Here is a 16,969-nt window from a genome sequence, read left to right as displayed (position 1 = left end):
TTCAACCGTTGCCATGAGCGAACTACACAACCCGCTTTTTGAGGACCAGCGTGAATTTCTGGAGCGTCAAAAAGAAGAATATAAAAACGCCTTACTCAGTGATGTGGCTGACATCAAAACCCAGTCACAGCAGATAGGCAAAAGCATTGCCGTGGGCGCCGCCCTTCTGGGGGGCATCTACCTGCTCAGCCGTGCCCTGAACGGGAACAAAGAGGAGAAGGCGCATAAGAAAAAACTGAAACGCCTCAACGCAGCTAAGTTCAAAGGTGCTGAAGACCGGGCCTGGATCTCCTCTATTCCTGAGGTGGAAGATGACGAGCCGCTCTACAGCGCCATTGAGCGCACCTACCCGGCCGTGTACCACCCCTCTGCTGGCACCCTGTCTACGGCGCCCAAACGGGAGAAGGCCCCGTCTGCGTTGATGGCTTTCTTCAAGTCTGACCTCTTCAAGCTGATTGAGCAGCAGTTGGCCACTATGCTCATGGTGTACGTGACCAAGATGATAGAACAGCAAATGAAGGCCCCAGAAGAGCAGCCGGTTCTGGTAGAGCAGGTGGCTATTGAAGGCATGGTACCCGTTGAACCTCAGGCAGACCTGAATGCCCCAGCCCCGCAATACTAACCTGTTTTCTGCGGCAGGCGCGCCAGCTACCGCCTACCGGCGGAAACACTTAGCCGTTCTCCTGGACCCGGACCACCTCACCGTGGCCCGCTGCCAGGAAATTCTGGCCTTAAGCCACCGCCACGGGGTAGACTTCTTTTTCATGGGCGGCAGCCTGATCTCCAACCCAGACCAGACGTCGTTTGTGAGTTACATCAAACAGCACAGCAGCATACCGGTCATTTTGTTCCCCAGCAGCGGCCTCTACATTGACGCCGCCGCTGACGGCCTGCTGCTGCTCTCGCTTATCTCGGGCCGCAACCCAGACTTCTTAATTGGCCAGCACGTGACAGCGGCCCCTCTGCTTAAAAGCAGCGGCCTAGCGCTCTATTCAACCGGGTATCTCCTCATTGACTCTGGCCGGCAGACTACCGCGTCTTACATGAGCGGCACTACGCCCATTCCGCATGACAAGCCCTCTATAGCCGCCTGCACGGCACTGGCGGGCCAAATGCTGGGCCTCCAGCACATGTACCTGGACGGCGGCAGCGGTGCCATGTACCCGGTGAGCCCCGCCATGATACAGGCGGTTAGGCAGGCGGTAGACGTGCCCCTTATAGTGGGTGGCGGCGTGAACACGGCAGAGAAAGCAGAAGCCGCCTGGAAAGCCGGCGCCGATGTGCTGGTGGTGGGCAACCATATTGAAAAGCAGCCACAGTTTATCTCTGAGGTGAGCGCGGTGAAGGAACGGTTCAACGTTGTATTGCCGCAGGCATAACCCTTGCGTTGCGCCGGCTCATTTAATTGCCTATCTTAGCCTTTGTTGTTGAACCACACCCGCTGTGATACCCTATAGCCACTCTATACGCGTTGCGCTCGCCCAGCCCTTTCTGGGGTTGGTAGCCGCATCACAGCATGCCGCTCTGCGGGATGTGCTAAACGGCTATTGCCTCTATTTTTTCGCTACGCCCAAGGCCTTCATTAAATAAGCCGGGAATTCCCGGCCTCCCCTTTGGTGCCCCCATGTACGGTGAGGGACGGCAGCAGCAGCAGCGCCGTCCCTCACCGTACATGGGGGCACCGTGTTTTTCCCAGCCTGCTTCCAAAGCCCTTTGCCTTTTCTACCACTTCCCGCCCGCGGCGGAAAACCATTTCCTTATACCGCAGCCGGGCTTGCTCTGCCTGGGAGAACAGCTTAGCCACCAGTAACCTATTTTTATATGAACGTGATTTATTTAACTGAGAAAGACCATGAGCGCCTGCACCAGCTGGTACAGCACCAGCGCACGGTTGGCGCGCCGCAAACGGTAGAAAACCTGTGCCAGACACTTCGGCTTGCCCACCTTATTCCGTCTGAGGAAGTACCGGAAGACGTAGTCACCATGAACTCGCTGGTACGCCTCAAAGAGAAGAAAAGCGGCACCGTAATGGAACTGACCCTGGTGTACCCAAAAGACGCAGACATGAATGCCCGCAAGATCTCTGTGCTGGCACCGGTAGGGGCGGCTATTTTAGGCAAGAAGGTAAACCAGGAGGTAGAATGCGCCGTGGCCTCCCGCACCCTTGCCTACCGCGTAGAAGAAGTAATCTACCAACCAGAGGCCGCGGGTGACTTTTTCCTGTAGCAGAACGTGCACACCCAGTGTAGTCATCTTTTCTGGCTTGTCTCCCGCACAGCTAGGCACCTGTACAGAAATAGTCAGGTATCAACGCTTTGCCATTCTGGAAGAACCCGAAGGACGAATGGTTGTAGCGTCAAGGAAATGCTGCCCTAGCTGGCTACCAAGATCCTTTCAGGATGACAAAATGTATAGATGTTCTTGCCACTGCACTTAGTTTCTGTTTTCGGCCTGTTTTTCAGAAAACAGGCCGAAAACAGAAAAGCCCGCAAAAGCGGGCTTTTCAATGATTTGTTTTGCGCGGTTACACGTTCATTGAGGACTCACGGCGGCGCATTTTACCGGCCGGTATCCCAAACATCATCTTGAAACGGCGGCAGAAGTAGGCGGTGTCTTTGTAGCCCACGTCTTTGCCAATCTCCCTGATGCTCTTCTTGGTGGTACGCAGCAAGAATACGGCACGCTCCATGCGCTGGTACTCAATATAGTCTTGCGGGTTGATACCGGTCAGCATTTTGAAATACTGCCCTACATAGTCTTCAGACACGTTGGCCACGTTGCTGAGCACTTTGTTAGACAGGTCACCGCCCAGGTTCTCCTTGATGTAGTTGAACAGGTCAATGAGCCGCGGGTCTTTGAAGTAGGTGCTGTTGGTGGCCAGCTGCTCCACAAACATCTTGTTCTTTAAGATGTAGCGAATCACCTCTACCACCATCTGCTCTGTGTACAGGCTAATGATGCGCTCCTTGCCCGGCAGGTCCTGCATGCTCTCCTCTACAATCTTGATGATGAGCGTGGCCAGTTTGTTGCTGGTGATCACAAACGCCGGCACCTCCAGAGACGTGAAGAAGTTCACAGAGTCAAACACCTTGGCTTCAAAGCTTACAAAGCTGTGGCTGTCTTCAGCGTCACCAATCAGGTCAAGGTCATTATTGCTTCTAAAGAACTTGTCTTTGGTGGTGATGTAGTCATCATTGGATATTACCCTGCTTTCTGTGTCACCATAGTAGATCTTGGTGCTGCGCCCCCCGGGGATGAAGAGCAGCTGTCCTTCTTCTACAATTTGCTTGTCGTCACCAAAGGCCACAATCCCGTTGTGCACCAGCATCAGGTTGTTTCCTACATCATAGTAGTTGCGCACGGTGAGTGGCTGCTGCAATACCAGGTTTTTAGCCTTGATATAGCGCACCTTCAGCGACTCAATTATTTTATTGTAATCTTCCATGTAAGGGTACTAGATTAAGGGTTGCTGTTTTTGTTGATATTCTGAGTTGTCTGTCGGCTTAAAACTAGCACTTATCTTTTAATTTATCAAACTGTATTAAAAAATATTTATAATCAGACCTCCTCTATATTCTTAAATATCAACCCCAAGCCCCTGCAAAACCCTCTTCTATTTCAATATCTCCCTAGAGATTACTATTTTCTGTATTTCTGACGTACCCTCGTAGATTTGGGTGATTTTGGCATCACGCATCAGGCGCTCCACATGGTATTCTTTCACAAAGCCGTAGCCGCCGTGAATTTGCACCGCCTCTACCGTGGTTTCCATGGCCACCTTAGATGCGAACAATTTTGCCATAGCCCCAGATTTTGAATAATCCCGATGTGCGTCTTTGTCTGCCGCAGCCTGCAAACATAACAGACGGGCGGCATCAATATTGGTGGCCATGTCTGCCAATTTGAACTGAATGGCCTGGTGCTGAGAAATAGGCACGCCAAACGCCTTGCGCTCCTTAGCGTATTTCAGCGCCAGCTCATACGCGCCAGAGGCGATGCCCAATGCCTGGGAGGCAATGCCAATGCGGCCGCCGTTCAAGGTAGACATGGCAAACTTAAACCCGAAGCCGTCTTCGCCAATGCGGTTCTCTTTGGGCACTTTCACGTCTGTGAACATGAGCGAGTGCGTGTCTGACCCTCTAATGCCCAGCTTATTCTCCTTCGGCCCTATCTCAAAGCCGGGGGTGCCTTTTTCTACAATCAGGGCGTTGATCCCTTTGTGCCTCAACTCAGGGTTGGTCTGGGCAATCACCAGGTACACAGAGGCGGTGCTGCCGTTGGTAATCCAGTTCTTGGTGCCGTTGATCACATAATGATCGCCCATGTCAACGGCCGTGGTGCGCTGCATGGTGGCGTCTGAGCCGGCCTCTGGCTCAGAAAGGCAGAAGGCGCCAATGATCTCATCGCTGGTGAGGCGGGGCAGGTATTTCATCTTCTGCTCCTCAGACCCGTACTTCTCCAGCCCCCAGCACACCAGTGAGTTGTTCACAGACATGACCACAGAGGCAGAAGCGTCTACCTTAGAGATTTCTTCCATGGCCAGTACATACGAAACGGTGTCCATGCCGCCGCCGCCGTATTTGGGGTCTACCATCATGCCCAGGAAACCCAGCTCCCCCATCATCTTGATCTGCTCTGTGGGGAATTTCTGGTGCTCATCCCGCTCAATCACCCCGGGGAGCAGTTCATTCTGGGCGAAATCTCTGGCGGCCTGCTGCACGGCCAAGTGCTCTTCTGTTAGTTGGAATTCCATATAGTTGTGGCTCTTACGTTCTTGTAACTCTTTCCTTAGCTTAAAGATACAGAAAATTTAGTATGCAAGCAGCATACCTTCTTTCCTTTTACGCTTACAAAGCTAACATTTGTTTGGTTTGTATAAAATACCTCTTCCTCTCCTGGCCCTGCGCTTCTTTTGCCTCCCAGACACCCGCCAGCCCTTACCCCTGCCTTTCTGTTTCTAGGCCGTTTTTCCCAAAACAGATCAAAAACAGGTGTTGCCCGCTAAGCAGCACAGCCTGGCTTCCTGACGCCATTTTTCTGATTAGCATTCCTACGGCAAAGGATCACAGCAAGCACCTGCCGCTCTCCTGACGGGGCTTACCACTCCACCATACCCTAATGACCAACAAAAAAAGAGGGCAGTGTAAACTGCCCTCTTTTACAATTAATGTTCTAAGAAAGTTACTAATCTCTGCGGCCAAACAGGAAAGAAGCGTAGTACAGCAGCGTGGCCAATGAACCAAGCGCAGCCACCACATAGGTCATGGCCGCCCATTTGAGGGCGTCTTTGGCCATACCGTGCTCCTGGGTGGTAACCACCCCTCTGGTGCTCATCCAGGCCAGGGCGCGCTTACTGGCATCAAACTCTACCGGCAGCGTGACAAAGCTGAACAGGGTGGTTAAGGCAAACAACGCCACCCCAATGGCCAGCGGCAGAATGGTGGTCTGGATCAGCAGAATCCCGATCAGCAGAATCCATTGCATGTAGCGGCTGGCCACACTCAAGGCTGGCACCATGGCCGACCTGAATTTCAGGAACGTATAGGCTTTGGCGTGCTGCACCGCGTGCCCGCACTCGTGGGCGGCTACGGCGGCGGCGGCCGCTGACCGCGCCTCATACACGTACTCACTCAGGTTTACCGTCTTGTCTGCGGGGTTGTAGTGGTCTGTAAGCTTGCCAGGGGTAGAAATCACCCGCACATCTGTGATGCCGTTGTCTGCCAGCATCATCTCAGCTATCTCACGCCCGCTCAGCCCTGAGCTGATGCCCATTTTTGAGTACTTCTCAAACTTGCTCTTCAATGTCCAGCTGACCAGCGCTGAGGCCAGCATCATGACAATCATTATTATCCAAATCCCTCCCATAGTAGTATCTCTTTAGTTTTTAGTGTAACCGGTGTTGGTCGGCCAGGACTTTTGCCACCACCTGTGAAGTAGAATACCCCTGCACCAGCGGAATAGTTTTCACTTCGCCACCGTTTGCCAGCACCACCTCATGGCCAACAATGGTTTCTACGGTGTAGTCATCGCCTTTCACCAGTACGTCTGGCTGCACGGCTTTGATGAGTTCATAGGGGGTTTCCTGATCAAACAACACTATAGCGTCTACAAACCAAAAGGATGCCATTACCCTGGAGCGTGACATTTCGTCTTGTAACGGGCGGGTGGGGCCCTTTAACCTACTGACAGATTGGTCAGTATTGAGGCCCAGCACCAGTTTGTCACCCAGCAGGCGGGCTTTCTCCAGGTAGTCAACGTGGCCCATGTGCACAATGTCAAAGCAGCCGTTGGTGAATACCACTTTCTGCCCCTGCTGCCGCCATTGGGCCACTTTGGCCAACAGCTGCGGGAGTGACAAGATCTTTTCTTGGGAAGGAAGCATAGTAAAGGTGATGATTCTAGAAGAAGAACGCCAAAAGCGGGTATTCTGTTTTAGGGCTATTTTTCAAAAATCAGGCCTAAAACAGCTAGGCCGTCTGTTCTACCAGGGCCGCCTCTTTCTTTTGGCCTACCACGCCGGCAATCAAGCTAACCGCGCCCATCACCACCACCTGCAAGGCGCCGGTGGTATGCACAATGAGGGCATAGGCCATGCCTGTCTCTAACGGCACGGCATACAACAGCAGGGCGGTACGCACCAGAATGTGGTACACACCTATGCCGCCCTGCACGGGGGCAGACATACCCAGGCCGCCTACCACCAGAATGGCCATGCCGGCCTGCCAGGAAAGCCCAGAGGTACCCGGAAGCGCAAAGAAGGCCAGGTACGTAGTGAGCCAGTAGGAAAACCAGATAAAAACCGTGTGAAAGACAAACATGCCTTTCCGCTCCATCTTCCTGATGCTGAAAACACCCACCCACAGGCCGCGCACAAAGCCGCTCACCTTCTGGAAGAGGAGGTTTCTCTGCAGCCGCTCAATGTTTTTGTATACCACCCAGGCCCCCAGAGCCCCTCCCAGCACCCCTACCGCCAGCAGCAGGTACAGCGTCTGCAGGTTCTGCTCCAGTTTCTGGTATTTGTCTGAGAAGATCCCCAGGAAGAATTCATGCAGCCGGTCAGACTCCACCAGCAGGGTAACGCCCATGCACCCCAGCAACATGACCAGGTCTATGACCCGTTCGGTAATGACCGTGCCCAGGGAGACGTTGACCGGGACATTCCCGGAGCGTTTCAAGAAGGTGCACCTGATTACTTCGCCGGCCCGCGGCAGCACCACATTAGCCAGGTACCCCACCATCATGGCGTGGTACGTCTGCCAAAAGGAGGGCTTGTACCCCAGCGGCACGTACTGCATCTGCCACCGCACCGCCCGGCTCAGGTACCCCAGCAGCGACACCACCAGGGTGAGGGCCACCCAGAAGTAGTTGGCCTGCGCCAGCTGCGCCTTCACCACGGCAAAGTCAATGCTGCGCAACGCATAGGCCATCAAGAAAACCGAAACCGCTAAGAGCAGAAGATACTTTAGTACGTTTACGACTTTCTTCATAACCTGGCGCCAGGGGTTATACTAAGCGGTTGTGCTGGTCTGGGAAAATAACGGTGGGCTCGTGGCTACGGGCGTCTTTGAAATCAATGAGCGCATATGAGATGATGATGATCACGTCTCCCACCTGCACCTTGCGCGCCGCCGGCCCGTTCAGACAGATGGTGCCGGTGCCCCGCTCCCCTTTTATTATATAAGTCTCAAAACGCTCCCCGTTGTTCACGTTCACAATCTGCACCTTCTCATGCGGCACCATGTTGGCGGCGTCTAAGAGGTCCTCGTCAATGGTAATGCTCCCCACGTAATGCAACTCTGCCTGCGTTACCTTGGCTCTGTGTATTTTGGATTTAAGAACTTCGATCTGCATCAAAATAATCTAAAAGAATGCAAAGTTATAGATTATTTATGAGACAAACAGGTGCCGCCCCTGGCGGAAATCAGGATCAGGGGCTCAAACATTGCCTGTGCCCAGTTCGGCACTTCTGTTTTGGGGCTGTTTTCTGAAAAACAGCCCCAAAACAGAAGTGGCTTTGGCCCTTACGGCTGCAGCAGAAGGTTGTCTATTAACCGCACCTCGCCTAAGAAAGCAGCCAGGCACAGCGCCACCCTGGGCGCTGAGGAAATCTCCTGCACCGGCTGTAATGTGTGGGCATCTACCACCTCCAGGTATTCAAGCCTCACCTCTGGGAACGTGCCCAGAAAGGCCACGGCCTCCTGCTGCGCCTGCGCCACCGGCACCTCCCGCAGCCTGGCCTGCAGCAGCTGCAGCCCCTCATACAGCCGCGGCGCCACGGCCCGCTGCTCAGGCGTGAGCCGCCGGTTGCGGGAAGACATGGCCAAGCCGTCTGCCTCTCTTATGATAGGGTAGCACACCAGCTCCAGGTCAAAGCTTAAATCCTGCACCATCTGCTGTATAATGGCAAACTGCTGCAGGTCTTTCTGCCCAAAGAACGCCTGGTGGGGTTTCACCAAATGGAACAGCTTGCTCACCACGGTGGCCACCCCGTTAAAGTGCCCCGGCCGGTGGGCACCTTCCATGACCCGCTCCAGGTCTCCAAAGTCAAAACTCAGCTTGGCCTTCTGCGCGTACATTTCTTCCGCCGAAGGCGCAAAAAGCACATCGCACCCTGCCTCTGCCAGCAACAGGGCATCATTTTCTAGAAGTCTGGGGTACAGGCGGTAGTCTTCTGCGTTGTTGAACTGCGTGGGGTTCACAAAAATACTGCAGACGGTGATGTCATTCTGACTTTTGGCGGCCTTGATGAGCGAGAGGTGCCCCTGGTGTAAAGCACCCATGGTAGGGACAAACCCAATCTTGAGGCTTTCCCTACGCAGCTTTTCAGTGTGCTGCCTGATATCAGATAAGGAAGAGAGCTGCAGCATTTGGCGCGGCTGATTTAAAATGGAATGAGTAAAAGGGGGCAAAGGTAGGATTTAAATCAAATAAATTGAAAATCAGCCAATAATTGCTTAATTTTGCATCTCGCAATGACTATTGCCTGTTCAAATTTAACACATTCCAACCTATGTCCAAATTGAGAATCTTATACGCGGCCACAGAGATTGATCCCTTTCTGCAGACAACAAAAGTAGCAGAATTCCTGAGGATGTTGCCCCAAGCTATGCAAGAGCGCGGGATGGAGGTTCGAATTTTTGTTCCAAGATTTGGGCTGATCAATGAGCGTAAGAACCGTTTGCACGAGGTGGTTCGCCTCTCAGGCATTAATATTGCCGTGGGCGAAGAAGAGAAACCCCTGATTATCAAGGTAGCCTCTATCCCCAACGCCAAGCTGCAGGTTTATTTTATTGACAACGAAGACTATTTTCACCGGAAGTCCGTTCTGGTGGACAAAGACAATAAATTTCATGCAGACAATGATGAGCGTGCCATCTTTTTCTGCAAAGGCGTGTTAGAAACGGTGAAGAAACTAGGGTGGGCCCCAGACATTGTACACTGCAATGACTGGATGACCAGCCTGATTCCGCTGTATTTGAAGAGCACTTACAAGAATGACCCTATTTTCAAGACAGCCAAGTCTATTTTCTCTGTTTACAACAATGAGTTTGCCCACAAGTTTGAGGGTGACCTGCTGGAGAAAGCCAGAATGCTGGACATTGAAGACGAAATGCTCGCCAACCTACGGGCCGGTGACTTTGGCGCCTTCATTAAAATGGGCATGCAGTACGCTGACAAGGTGATCAAATCAAATGAGGACTTCAGCGACAATCTGAACGCGCTGTTCCAGGAATACAACAACACCAACCAGATCAACACCCTCAACTCAGACGAAAATACCTTAGACTCTTACTTTGACCTGTATAATGAACTGGCGAATTAGTAAAGCAGCAGCCGTCCTTTTTCTTTCTTCCTTCCTGTTTTCTTCCTGTGAAGACCCTACGGCCATTGGCCTGGAGCTTCAGGAACCCGGGTCATTGATAGGCGTGACGTACACAGACACAGCCACTATCAATGCCTCTACCGTTCTGCTGAAAGACTCTATTGTTGCGTTAACCGCCGCCCGTACCCTGGTGGGCCGGCTGGAAGACCCGGAGACGGGCACCGTTACCGCCAGAACCTTCACAGAGATTTCGCTTACCTCCAGCAATGTGGCCTTTGACCCAAATAACGGGGCAGACTCGCTGGTGTTACGGTTAGACTATGACTATTACTATGGTGATACGCTGCAAGCCACTACCTGGAATGTACACAAGCTCACCAATGGCTTTAAAGATGACACTACCTACTTCACCTCTGGCCGCATGCCTTATGCCCCAGAGGTGTTAGGTTCTGTCACCTTTACGCCCCGCCCCCGTTCTACCTATGTCACCTTAGGCGGCACCAGCGGCACAGATACGTTAACCAAAGGCAACCCCGTGCTGGTGAACATCAAGCTGAACACTGAGGCCGGCAAGGCTTTGGCCAATGAGATCCTGGCCCAGTCAGACAAAGCCCCTTTGAAAACGCAGCAGAACTTTATCAACAGTTTGTTGAAAGGGTTAGCTATTGTTCCGGCTGCCGGCTCTACTAAGAATGTGCTTGGGGTAAACCTTACCTCTATTAACACGTCCCTCACCCTCTACTATACCTCTAAAACAGATAGTAAAGGGAAGTCTTATACCTTTGTGCCCAGCGACCGGTTCTTCAACCAGATACAGGGGGACAGGGCAGGAACAGCCTTAGCCAGTTTGGTCAACAATGCCAGTTCTATCTCTTCTGAGGCCGCCGGCTTCCAGACGTATTTGCAGGCTGGCACAGGGCTGGTCACTAAATTAACGTTCCCGTATCTGGCAAACTTCAGAAAGAACCAGGCCGGAGAGAAGAGAGACCTCCTGATTAACAAGGCAGAGCTGATTATTCCGGTGAAGGCTTCTACCGTGACGTCACAATACCCGTTGCCTAGCATGGTGACGCTGCTGGAAGCCACCACCAACAACCGTATTTCCCTTTCCAACTCTTACCCGGTTCCAGTACAAGGCGAAGGTACCGGCCAGGGCGCGGTGCTTGTGTATAGGGAGAAAGAGAAAGCGTACGTGGTCAACATCACCACCTACCTGCAAAACCTGCTGTATGAAAGACGGGTGAGCAACGGCCTCATTTTGTTCCCGTCTAGCCTTAGCTCTAATTTGTCAGCCCCCACCGCCAATGCGCAAACCATTAACCGTGCTATCATAGAAGCCAACCAACGCTCTGATAATACGGGAACTAATAAGATCAGACTAAAGGTTTACTACTCAACTCCTCAATAAAGGATTTTATTACAACAGCTAAACAAAAGAACTACTTACATGTGTGGAATTGTAGCCTATGTGGGGCAGCGTGAAGCTTGCCCTATCATTTTAAAGGGATTGAAACGCTTAGAGTACCGCGGTTATGACAGCGCCGGTGTAGCCCTGTTAAGTGACGGCAATCTGAATGTTTTCAAAAAGAAAGGAAAGGTTGCTGACCTGGAGACACATATTGGGGAACAGAATACCAGTAGCCATATTGGTATTGGGCACACCCGCTGGGCTACCCACGGGGAACCCAATGATGCCAACGCGCACCCCCACTATTCCAGCTCAAAAAAGATAGCCATCATTCATAATGGCATCATTGAAAACTATGCGGCCCTGAAGCAACATTTGATCAACAAGGGCTACGAGTTCCACAGTGACACAGACTCAGAGGTGTTTGTCAACCTGATTGAGGACATCAGGGAGAACAACAATGTATCATTGGCAGAAGCCGTGCGTCTGGCCCTCCATGAAGTAGTGGGCGCTTATGCCATTGTGGTGATTTCCCATGACTCTCCTTCGCAACTGGTAGCCGCCCGTAAAGGAAGCCCGCTGGTGATTGGCATTGGCCAGGGAGAGTATTTCCTAGCTTCTGACGCCACCCCCATCATTGAGTACACCAATGAGGTAGTGTACCTGAATGACTTTGAGATTGCCGTGATCAGAGACGGGCATCTAGACATCCGGACCAAAGAAGATGTGGCGCAAACGCCTTACATCCAGAAGTTGGAACTAGAGCTGGAGTCTATTGAAAAAGGAGGCTACCCGCACTTCATGCTCAAAGAGATTTTTGAGCAGCCCCGTTCTATCCTTGACAGCATGCGCGGTCGTTTGGTGGCAGAGAACACGCAGCTGACCATGTCCAGCATTAGAGAGTACGCCAACCGTTTCAAGAATGCTGAGCGTATTATCATTGTTGCCTGTGGCACCTCCTGGCATGCTGGCCTGGTGGCAGAGTACATGATTGAAGAATTAGCCCGTATCCCGGTTGAGGTGGAGTACGCCTCTGAATTCCGGTACCGGAACCCCATCATAAGAGAAGGTGATATTGTCATTGCGATTTCTCAGTCTGGTGAAACCGCAGATACCCTGGCGGCATTAGAGTTGGCCAAGTCAAAAGGTGCTTTGATCTTTGGGGTATGTAACGTAGTAGGCTCTTCTATTGCCCGCGCCACTGATGCGGGTGCCTATACCCACGCCGGCCCGGAGATTGGGGTAGCCAGTACCAAAGCTTTCACGGCCCAGGTAACGGTTCTTACGCTCATCTCTATGATGTTGGCAGAAATGCGGGGCACCATTGAGGCCTCTGCGTTACGCCAGCTGATGATGGAGATGGAGCAGATTCCGTCTAAAGTAGAGAAAGCGCTGGAGCTAGATGCCGAAGTACAGGTGATCTCAGAAATCTTCAAAGATGCCACCAACTTCATCTACCTAGGCCGCGGGTTCAACTTCCCGGTTGCCCTGGAAGGCGCCTTAAAGCTGAAGGAGATTTCTTACATACATGCAGAAGGGTATCCTGCCGCTGAAATGAAGCACGGCCCCATTGCCCTCATTGATGAGAACATGCCGGTAGTGGTCATTGCCACCAAAGACAGCTCTTATGAGAAGGTAGTGTCTAACATCCAGGAAGTAAGAGCCCGTAAAGGCCGCGTAATTGCCATCGTAACCGAAGGGGACACCGTAATCCCGCAAATGGCGGAGTTCGTGATTGAGGTGCCTAGCACCCATGAAGCACTGGTTCCGTTGATTTCTGTGATTCCTTTGCAGTTACTCAGCTACCACATTGCCGTACTGCGCGGCTGTAACGTTGACCAGCCACGTAACCTGGCTAAGTCTGTGACAGTAGAGTAATTCCTCTCCATACCCATAAAACAAGAAAGGGAAGCATGCTGCTTCCCTTTCTTGTTTTATGCCATACCTGTTTTCGGCCTGTTTTCAGAAAAACAGGCTGAAAACAGCATCAATTCTTCTGGCACCTACCTAAAGTTCACGGTATCGCAATGGGGAACAAAGCCAGCCGATGGAAAGAAGGCGCTTGTTTTAGAGCTGTTTTCAGAAAAATAGCCCAGAAACGGAAAGTCCTGCTGAGACATACCGGCACTTCTCCCCTAGCCCGCCGCTAAAATCCTGAAAAATTTAGCCCGGCCATTAAACTCTGGAAAGCTTTTCACATCTATAAGGAACAAAGCAACCCGCACCCCAAAACACAAGGGGCTCAAGGCCTTACCGCGCGTTCTCACCAGCAGTGTACAAACCCATCACCCTATGCACAGGTATATGAAAAAGACAATCCAGCTTTCGTTTCTCGTGACGCTCCTGCTGGTAGCGGGGCTTTTCTTCTCCTCCTTCGGGGAGAAACATACGTTGGCGGCCAAAGCGCCGAAGTTCCCTTACAAAAAAGCGGGCCTCACTGAGCGGCAGGCGGCGGCCCATTTGCTCAGCCGGTTCACCTACGGCCCCAAGCCCGGCCAGGTAGACGAAGTGGTGGAACTGGGGCTGGAGAAGTGGTTTCTGCAACAGCTAACGGCAGAGTTACCAGACCAGGACCTCAGCAAACGGCTCGCCGAATTCCCTACGCTCAAGATGACGAACCAGCAGATGGTGCAAACCTTTCCGCAGGGCGGGCAACTGGTGCGCATGGCCGTGAAAGACGGGGTCATTGAGCAGGATAAAGTGAAAGCCGGCTTCGCCGATAAAGACGCCAAAGAAGAATACCGCCAAAAGCTGGGCGACTATCTGAAACAGAAAGGCTACCGGCCCGAAGGCGATTTGTACAAAGAGCTCATCAGCCAGAAGATTCTGCGCGCCACCTACACCCAGAACCAGCTGCAGGAAATCCTGACCAGCTTCTGGTTCAACCACTTCAACGTGTCGCTTACCAACAAGAATTGCTCGCCCTACATTCTGTCTTATGAGCGTGACGTGATACGGCCCAACGCGCTGGGGCAGTTTGAAAAGCTACTGTTGGCCACGGCCAAATCGCCGGCCATGCTGGCGTACCTTGATAATTTTAAGAGCACCGTCTCGGCAGAAAGCCTAAACCCCACCCAGAAAAGAGTGGAGCAGCTGAAATTGCGGGCGCTGGAAGAACGGCAAGCCAAAGACACCTCGGCCCAGAACATGCAGATGCTGGAGATGGTGAAACAAGCCCAGAAAAAGCAGGGCCTCAATGAGAACTACGCCCGCGAAATCATGGAACTGCACACCTTGGGCGTTGACGGCGGTTACACCCAGCAAGACGTGACCCAGGCCGCCCGCGTGCTCACCGGCTGGACTATCAACCCCGCCATTGACCGTTACAACGTACGCGGCAAAAACGCCTATTCTCCCAAGCGCCTGGAGGCCATGACCAAGCAAGGCTATGTCTTTGAAAACGACTTTGTCTTTGCCGCCAACAAGCATGACAAAGGCAAGAAGGTAGTGCTGGGCAAGGTATTCCCCGCCAACGGCGGATATGAAGAAGGGCTGGAGCTTATCAAGATGCTGGCCCACCACCCGTCTACAGCCAAGTTCATCTCCAGAAAACTGGCCATACGCTTTGTGAATGACAACCCGCCGCAGAGCCTCATAGATAAAATGGCCAAAACGTTCACCGAGAAAAAAGGTGACATTCAGCAAGTGTTGCTGACCATGGTGGCATCGCCCGAATTCTGGGGGAAAGAGGCGCTGCGAGAGAAAACCAAGTCGCCGTTTGAGTTGGCCATCAGTTCGGCGCGCAGCCTGAACGCCGAGGTGAAAGCGCCTTACCAGCTCTACAACTGGGTTTCTAAGATGGGCGAGCGCATGTACTACTACCAGGCCCCCACCGGCTTCCCAGACAAAGGCACCTACTGGATTAACACCGGCTCATTGCTCAACCGCATGAACTTCGGGCTGGCGCTGGCCTCCCAGCGAATACCCGGCGTGAGCATAGACCTCATGGCCCTGAACCAGCACCGCGAGCCCGAGAGTGCCGAAGCCGCCCTGGCCACCTACAGCAGCTATTTAATGCCAGAGCGGGATTTGCAGGAAACCATTAAACGCCTCACCCCCTCGCTCAACGACCCCAACTTCAGCCGTAAAGTAGACGCCGCCGCTAACCAGCACACCTCTATGGCATCGGCCGGAGGCCAGGAAGAGGAAGAAGAAAATGAGGCCATGATGAGTACGCCGCGCCGCGGAAAGGTGAAAAGCAGCGGTAAAAACCTGGGGGCAGGCAAGGCGCTCTCTCCCAAAGCCCTGCAGGCGAACAACGGCAACAACACCATGTTGGCGCAAGTGGTAGGCATCATCATCGGGTCCCCCGAATTCCAGCGCCGGTAATTTATTTCACCTGACTTTAAATGACACTGATATGACCACCAGAAGAGGTTTTTTGAAATCTGGGGCGCTGGCCTTGTTTGCCGCCGGGCTGGGCGGCGTGCCCAACTTTCTGGCGCAGGCCGCCAGCAGCTACAAACTGTCACGGCCGTACAAGCGCAATAAAATTCTGGTCTGCATCTTCCAGCGCGGCGCCATGGACGGTCTCATGGCCGTGACGCCGTTCACCGACCCGTATCTGCAGAAAGCCCGTCCCGGTTTGTTCATGACCGCGGCCAAGTCCTCTGCCAACCCGCTGTTTGACTTAGATGGAAGGTTTGGTTTGCACCCGGCCATGCGCGCCTTTGAGCCTTTGTTCCGGGAGAAGCGGCTGGCCATTGTCCACGGCATGGGCTCACCCAACCCCACCCGCTCGCATTTTGACGCTCAGGACTACATGGAAGCCGGTACGCCCTTTGACAAAGGTACGGCCAGCGGCTGGCTTAACCGTGCCGTGGGGTTGATGGGCCATGAGGCCGCTACGCCGTTCCAGGCTGTGAGTTTGACGTCCAGCCTGCCCCGTTCGTTCTACGGTGACCACGCCGCCGTGGCCATCAGCAACCTGCAAGACTTCGGGATACAAATGCGCGGCAACCTGAAAGGCACCAACCTGGCCTCCCGCAGCTTTGAAGATTTGTATGACCAGACCTCGTCCTCGCTCCTGAACCGGACCGGCAAAGAAAGTTTTGAGGCCGTGAAAATGCTGAAACAGGTAGACACCAAGAAATACACGCCCGCCAACAACGCTGATTACCCCAACAGTCCGCTGGGGAATTCTTTGAAGCAGATTGCGCAGCTCATTAAGATGGACGTGGGCCTGGAAATCGCGTTCGCCGAATCTGGAGGCTGGGATACCCACTACAACCAAGGCACCGCCCAAGGCACCTTCGCCCGGAATGTAAACGACCTGAGCCAGAGCATCACCGCTTTCTGGACCGACCTAAGCGCTTATCAAGACGAGGTGGACGTGATGACCATGACCGAATTTGGCCGCACCGTGCACCAAAACGGCAGCAACGGCACCGACCACGGCCGCGGCTCCTGTATGTTTATCCTGGGCAATGACGTAAACGGCGGCCTGGTGCATGGCAATGTTCCTGTCTTAGCCAAAGAAAACCTGGAAGACGGCCGTGATTTGCCCGTCACCACTGACTTCAGGAGCATTTTTAGTGAAGTAGCCGGAAAGCATTTGCAAATTAAAGATGACCGCGTGCTGTTCCCAGACTGGGAGGGCACTAAGATTGGGGTGATGCGGCAGGGATAAGAGTTGTTTTGATTTAAATGGGAAAGGTGGCTGAAGGCTGCCTTTTCTGTTTTCGGCCTGTTTTGGCGAAAATAGGCCGAAAACAGGTTTTCCTTTTCAAGTCATTCTG

Annotated in this window: 15 protein-coding genes; 8 read left to right on the top strand and 7 right to left on the bottom strand. The window is 53.0% G+C overall.

Features of this window, described 5'->3' with window-relative positions:
• Positions 1-13 precede the first annotated feature (13 nt).
• The 3 genes from FHS90_RS03485 to rnk all read left to right on the top strand — a co-directional run bounded on the left by FHS90_RS03485 (position 14) and on the right by rnk (position 2,226).
• A complete protein-coding gene (locus tag FHS90_RS03485) occupies positions 14-622 on the top strand; it encodes a hypothetical protein (RefSeq protein WP_066837252.1) in 609 nt (202 codons plus the stop codon).
• Positions 600-1,379, top strand: a complete 780-nt coding sequence (locus FHS90_RS03480) for a geranylgeranylglyceryl/heptaprenylglyceryl phosphate synthase (protein WP_082893711.1) — start codon at positions 600-602, stop codon at positions 1,377-1,379. Before FHS90_RS03485 ends, FHS90_RS03480 begins: the two co-directional genes overlap by 23 nt.
• A gap of 442 nt (positions 1,380-1,821) precedes the next feature.
• Entirely contained in the window at positions 1,822-2,226 is a 405-nt protein-coding gene (gene rnk, locus FHS90_RS03475; protein ID WP_066837259.1) for a nucleoside diphosphate kinase regulator, read from the top strand.
• Between the two features lie 298 nt (positions 2,227-2,524).
• Here rnk and FHS90_RS03470 read toward each other — a convergent pair whose 3' ends face one another.
• From FHS90_RS03470 to panC, 7 genes are all read right to left on the bottom strand, one after another.
• On the bottom strand, positions 2,525-3,445 hold the full coding sequence (locus FHS90_RS03470; protein ID WP_066837261.1) for a helix-turn-helix domain-containing protein: 921 nt from the start codon (positions 3,443-3,445) through the stop codon (positions 2,525-2,527).
• 168 nt (positions 3,446-3,613) lie between these two features.
• Complete coding sequence (locus FHS90_RS03465) at positions 3,614-4,753, bottom strand: acyl-CoA dehydrogenase (protein WP_182511773.1); 1,140 nt, start codon at positions 4,751-4,753, stop codon at positions 3,614-3,616.
• 431 nt (positions 4,754-5,184) lie between these two features.
• On the bottom strand, positions 5,185-5,865 hold the full coding sequence (locus tag FHS90_RS03460) for a zinc metallopeptidase (protein ID WP_241499068.1): 681 nt from the start codon (positions 5,863-5,865) through the stop codon (positions 5,185-5,187).
• Between the two features lie 19 nt (positions 5,866-5,884).
• Positions 5,885-6,382 (bottom strand): D-glycero-beta-D-manno-heptose 1-phosphate adenylyltransferase, encoded by a 498-nt coding sequence (gene rfaE2, locus FHS90_RS03455; RefSeq protein WP_066837270.1) that lies wholly within the window; start codon positions 6,380-6,382, stop codon positions 5,885-5,887.
• Positions 6,383-6,467: 85 nt separating this feature from the next.
• Positions 6,468-7,487 (bottom strand): lysylphosphatidylglycerol synthase transmembrane domain-containing protein, encoded by a 1,020-nt coding sequence (locus FHS90_RS03450; protein ID WP_182511770.1) that lies wholly within the window; start codon positions 7,485-7,487, stop codon positions 6,468-6,470.
• A gap of 16 nt (positions 7,488-7,503) precedes the next feature.
• Entirely contained in the window at positions 7,504-7,851 is a 348-nt protein-coding gene (gene panD / locus FHS90_RS03445) for an aspartate 1-decarboxylase (protein WP_066837277.1), read from the bottom strand.
• Between the two features lie 170 nt (positions 7,852-8,021).
• Positions 8,022-8,867, bottom strand: coding sequence for a pantoate--beta-alanine ligase (panC, locus tag FHS90_RS03440; RefSeq protein ID WP_066837279.1), 846 nt, complete (start codon positions 8,865-8,867; stop codon positions 8,022-8,024).
• A 143-nt stretch (positions 8,868-9,010) separates the two neighbouring features.
• On the opposite strand from panC, the gene FHS90_RS03435 reads away from it, so the two are divergent.
• From FHS90_RS03435 to FHS90_RS03415, 5 genes are all read left to right on the top strand, one after another.
• Positions 9,011-9,823 (top strand): glycogen/starch synthase, encoded by an 813-nt coding sequence (locus tag FHS90_RS03435; protein ID WP_066837282.1) that lies wholly within the window; start codon positions 9,011-9,013, stop codon positions 9,821-9,823.
• Positions 9,807-11,231 (top strand): DUF4270 family protein, encoded by a 1,425-nt coding sequence (locus tag FHS90_RS03430; RefSeq protein ID WP_082893712.1) that lies wholly within the window; start codon positions 9,807-9,809, stop codon positions 11,229-11,231. The genes FHS90_RS03435 and FHS90_RS03430 overlap by 17 nt, the downstream gene beginning before the upstream one ends.
• 39 nt (positions 11,232-11,270) lie before the next feature.
• Entirely contained in the window at positions 11,271-13,109 is a 1,839-nt protein-coding gene (gene glmS / locus FHS90_RS03425) for a glutamine--fructose-6-phosphate transaminase (isomerizing) (protein ID WP_182511768.1), read from the top strand.
• A 426-nt stretch (positions 13,110-13,535) separates the two neighbouring features.
• Positions 13,536-15,560 (top strand): DUF1800 domain-containing protein, encoded by a 2,025-nt coding sequence (locus FHS90_RS03420; protein ID WP_182511766.1) that lies wholly within the window; start codon positions 13,536-13,538, stop codon positions 15,558-15,560.
• 31 nt (positions 15,561-15,591) lie between these two features.
• Positions 15,592-16,860 (top strand): DUF1501 domain-containing protein, encoded by a 1,269-nt coding sequence (locus FHS90_RS03415; RefSeq protein WP_182511764.1) that lies wholly within the window; start codon positions 15,592-15,594, stop codon positions 16,858-16,860.
• Positions 16,861-16,969 lie beyond the last annotated feature (109 nt).

Source organism: Rufibacter ruber, from assembly GCF_014138425.1.
In the GTDB taxonomy this organism is placed as follows: Bacteria; Bacteroidota; Bacteroidia; order Cytophagales; family Hymenobacteraceae; genus Nibribacter; species Nibribacter ruber_C.
The sequence above is the reverse complement of the archived record's forward strand: the minus strand, read 5'-3'. Positions and strand labels throughout refer to the sequence as shown.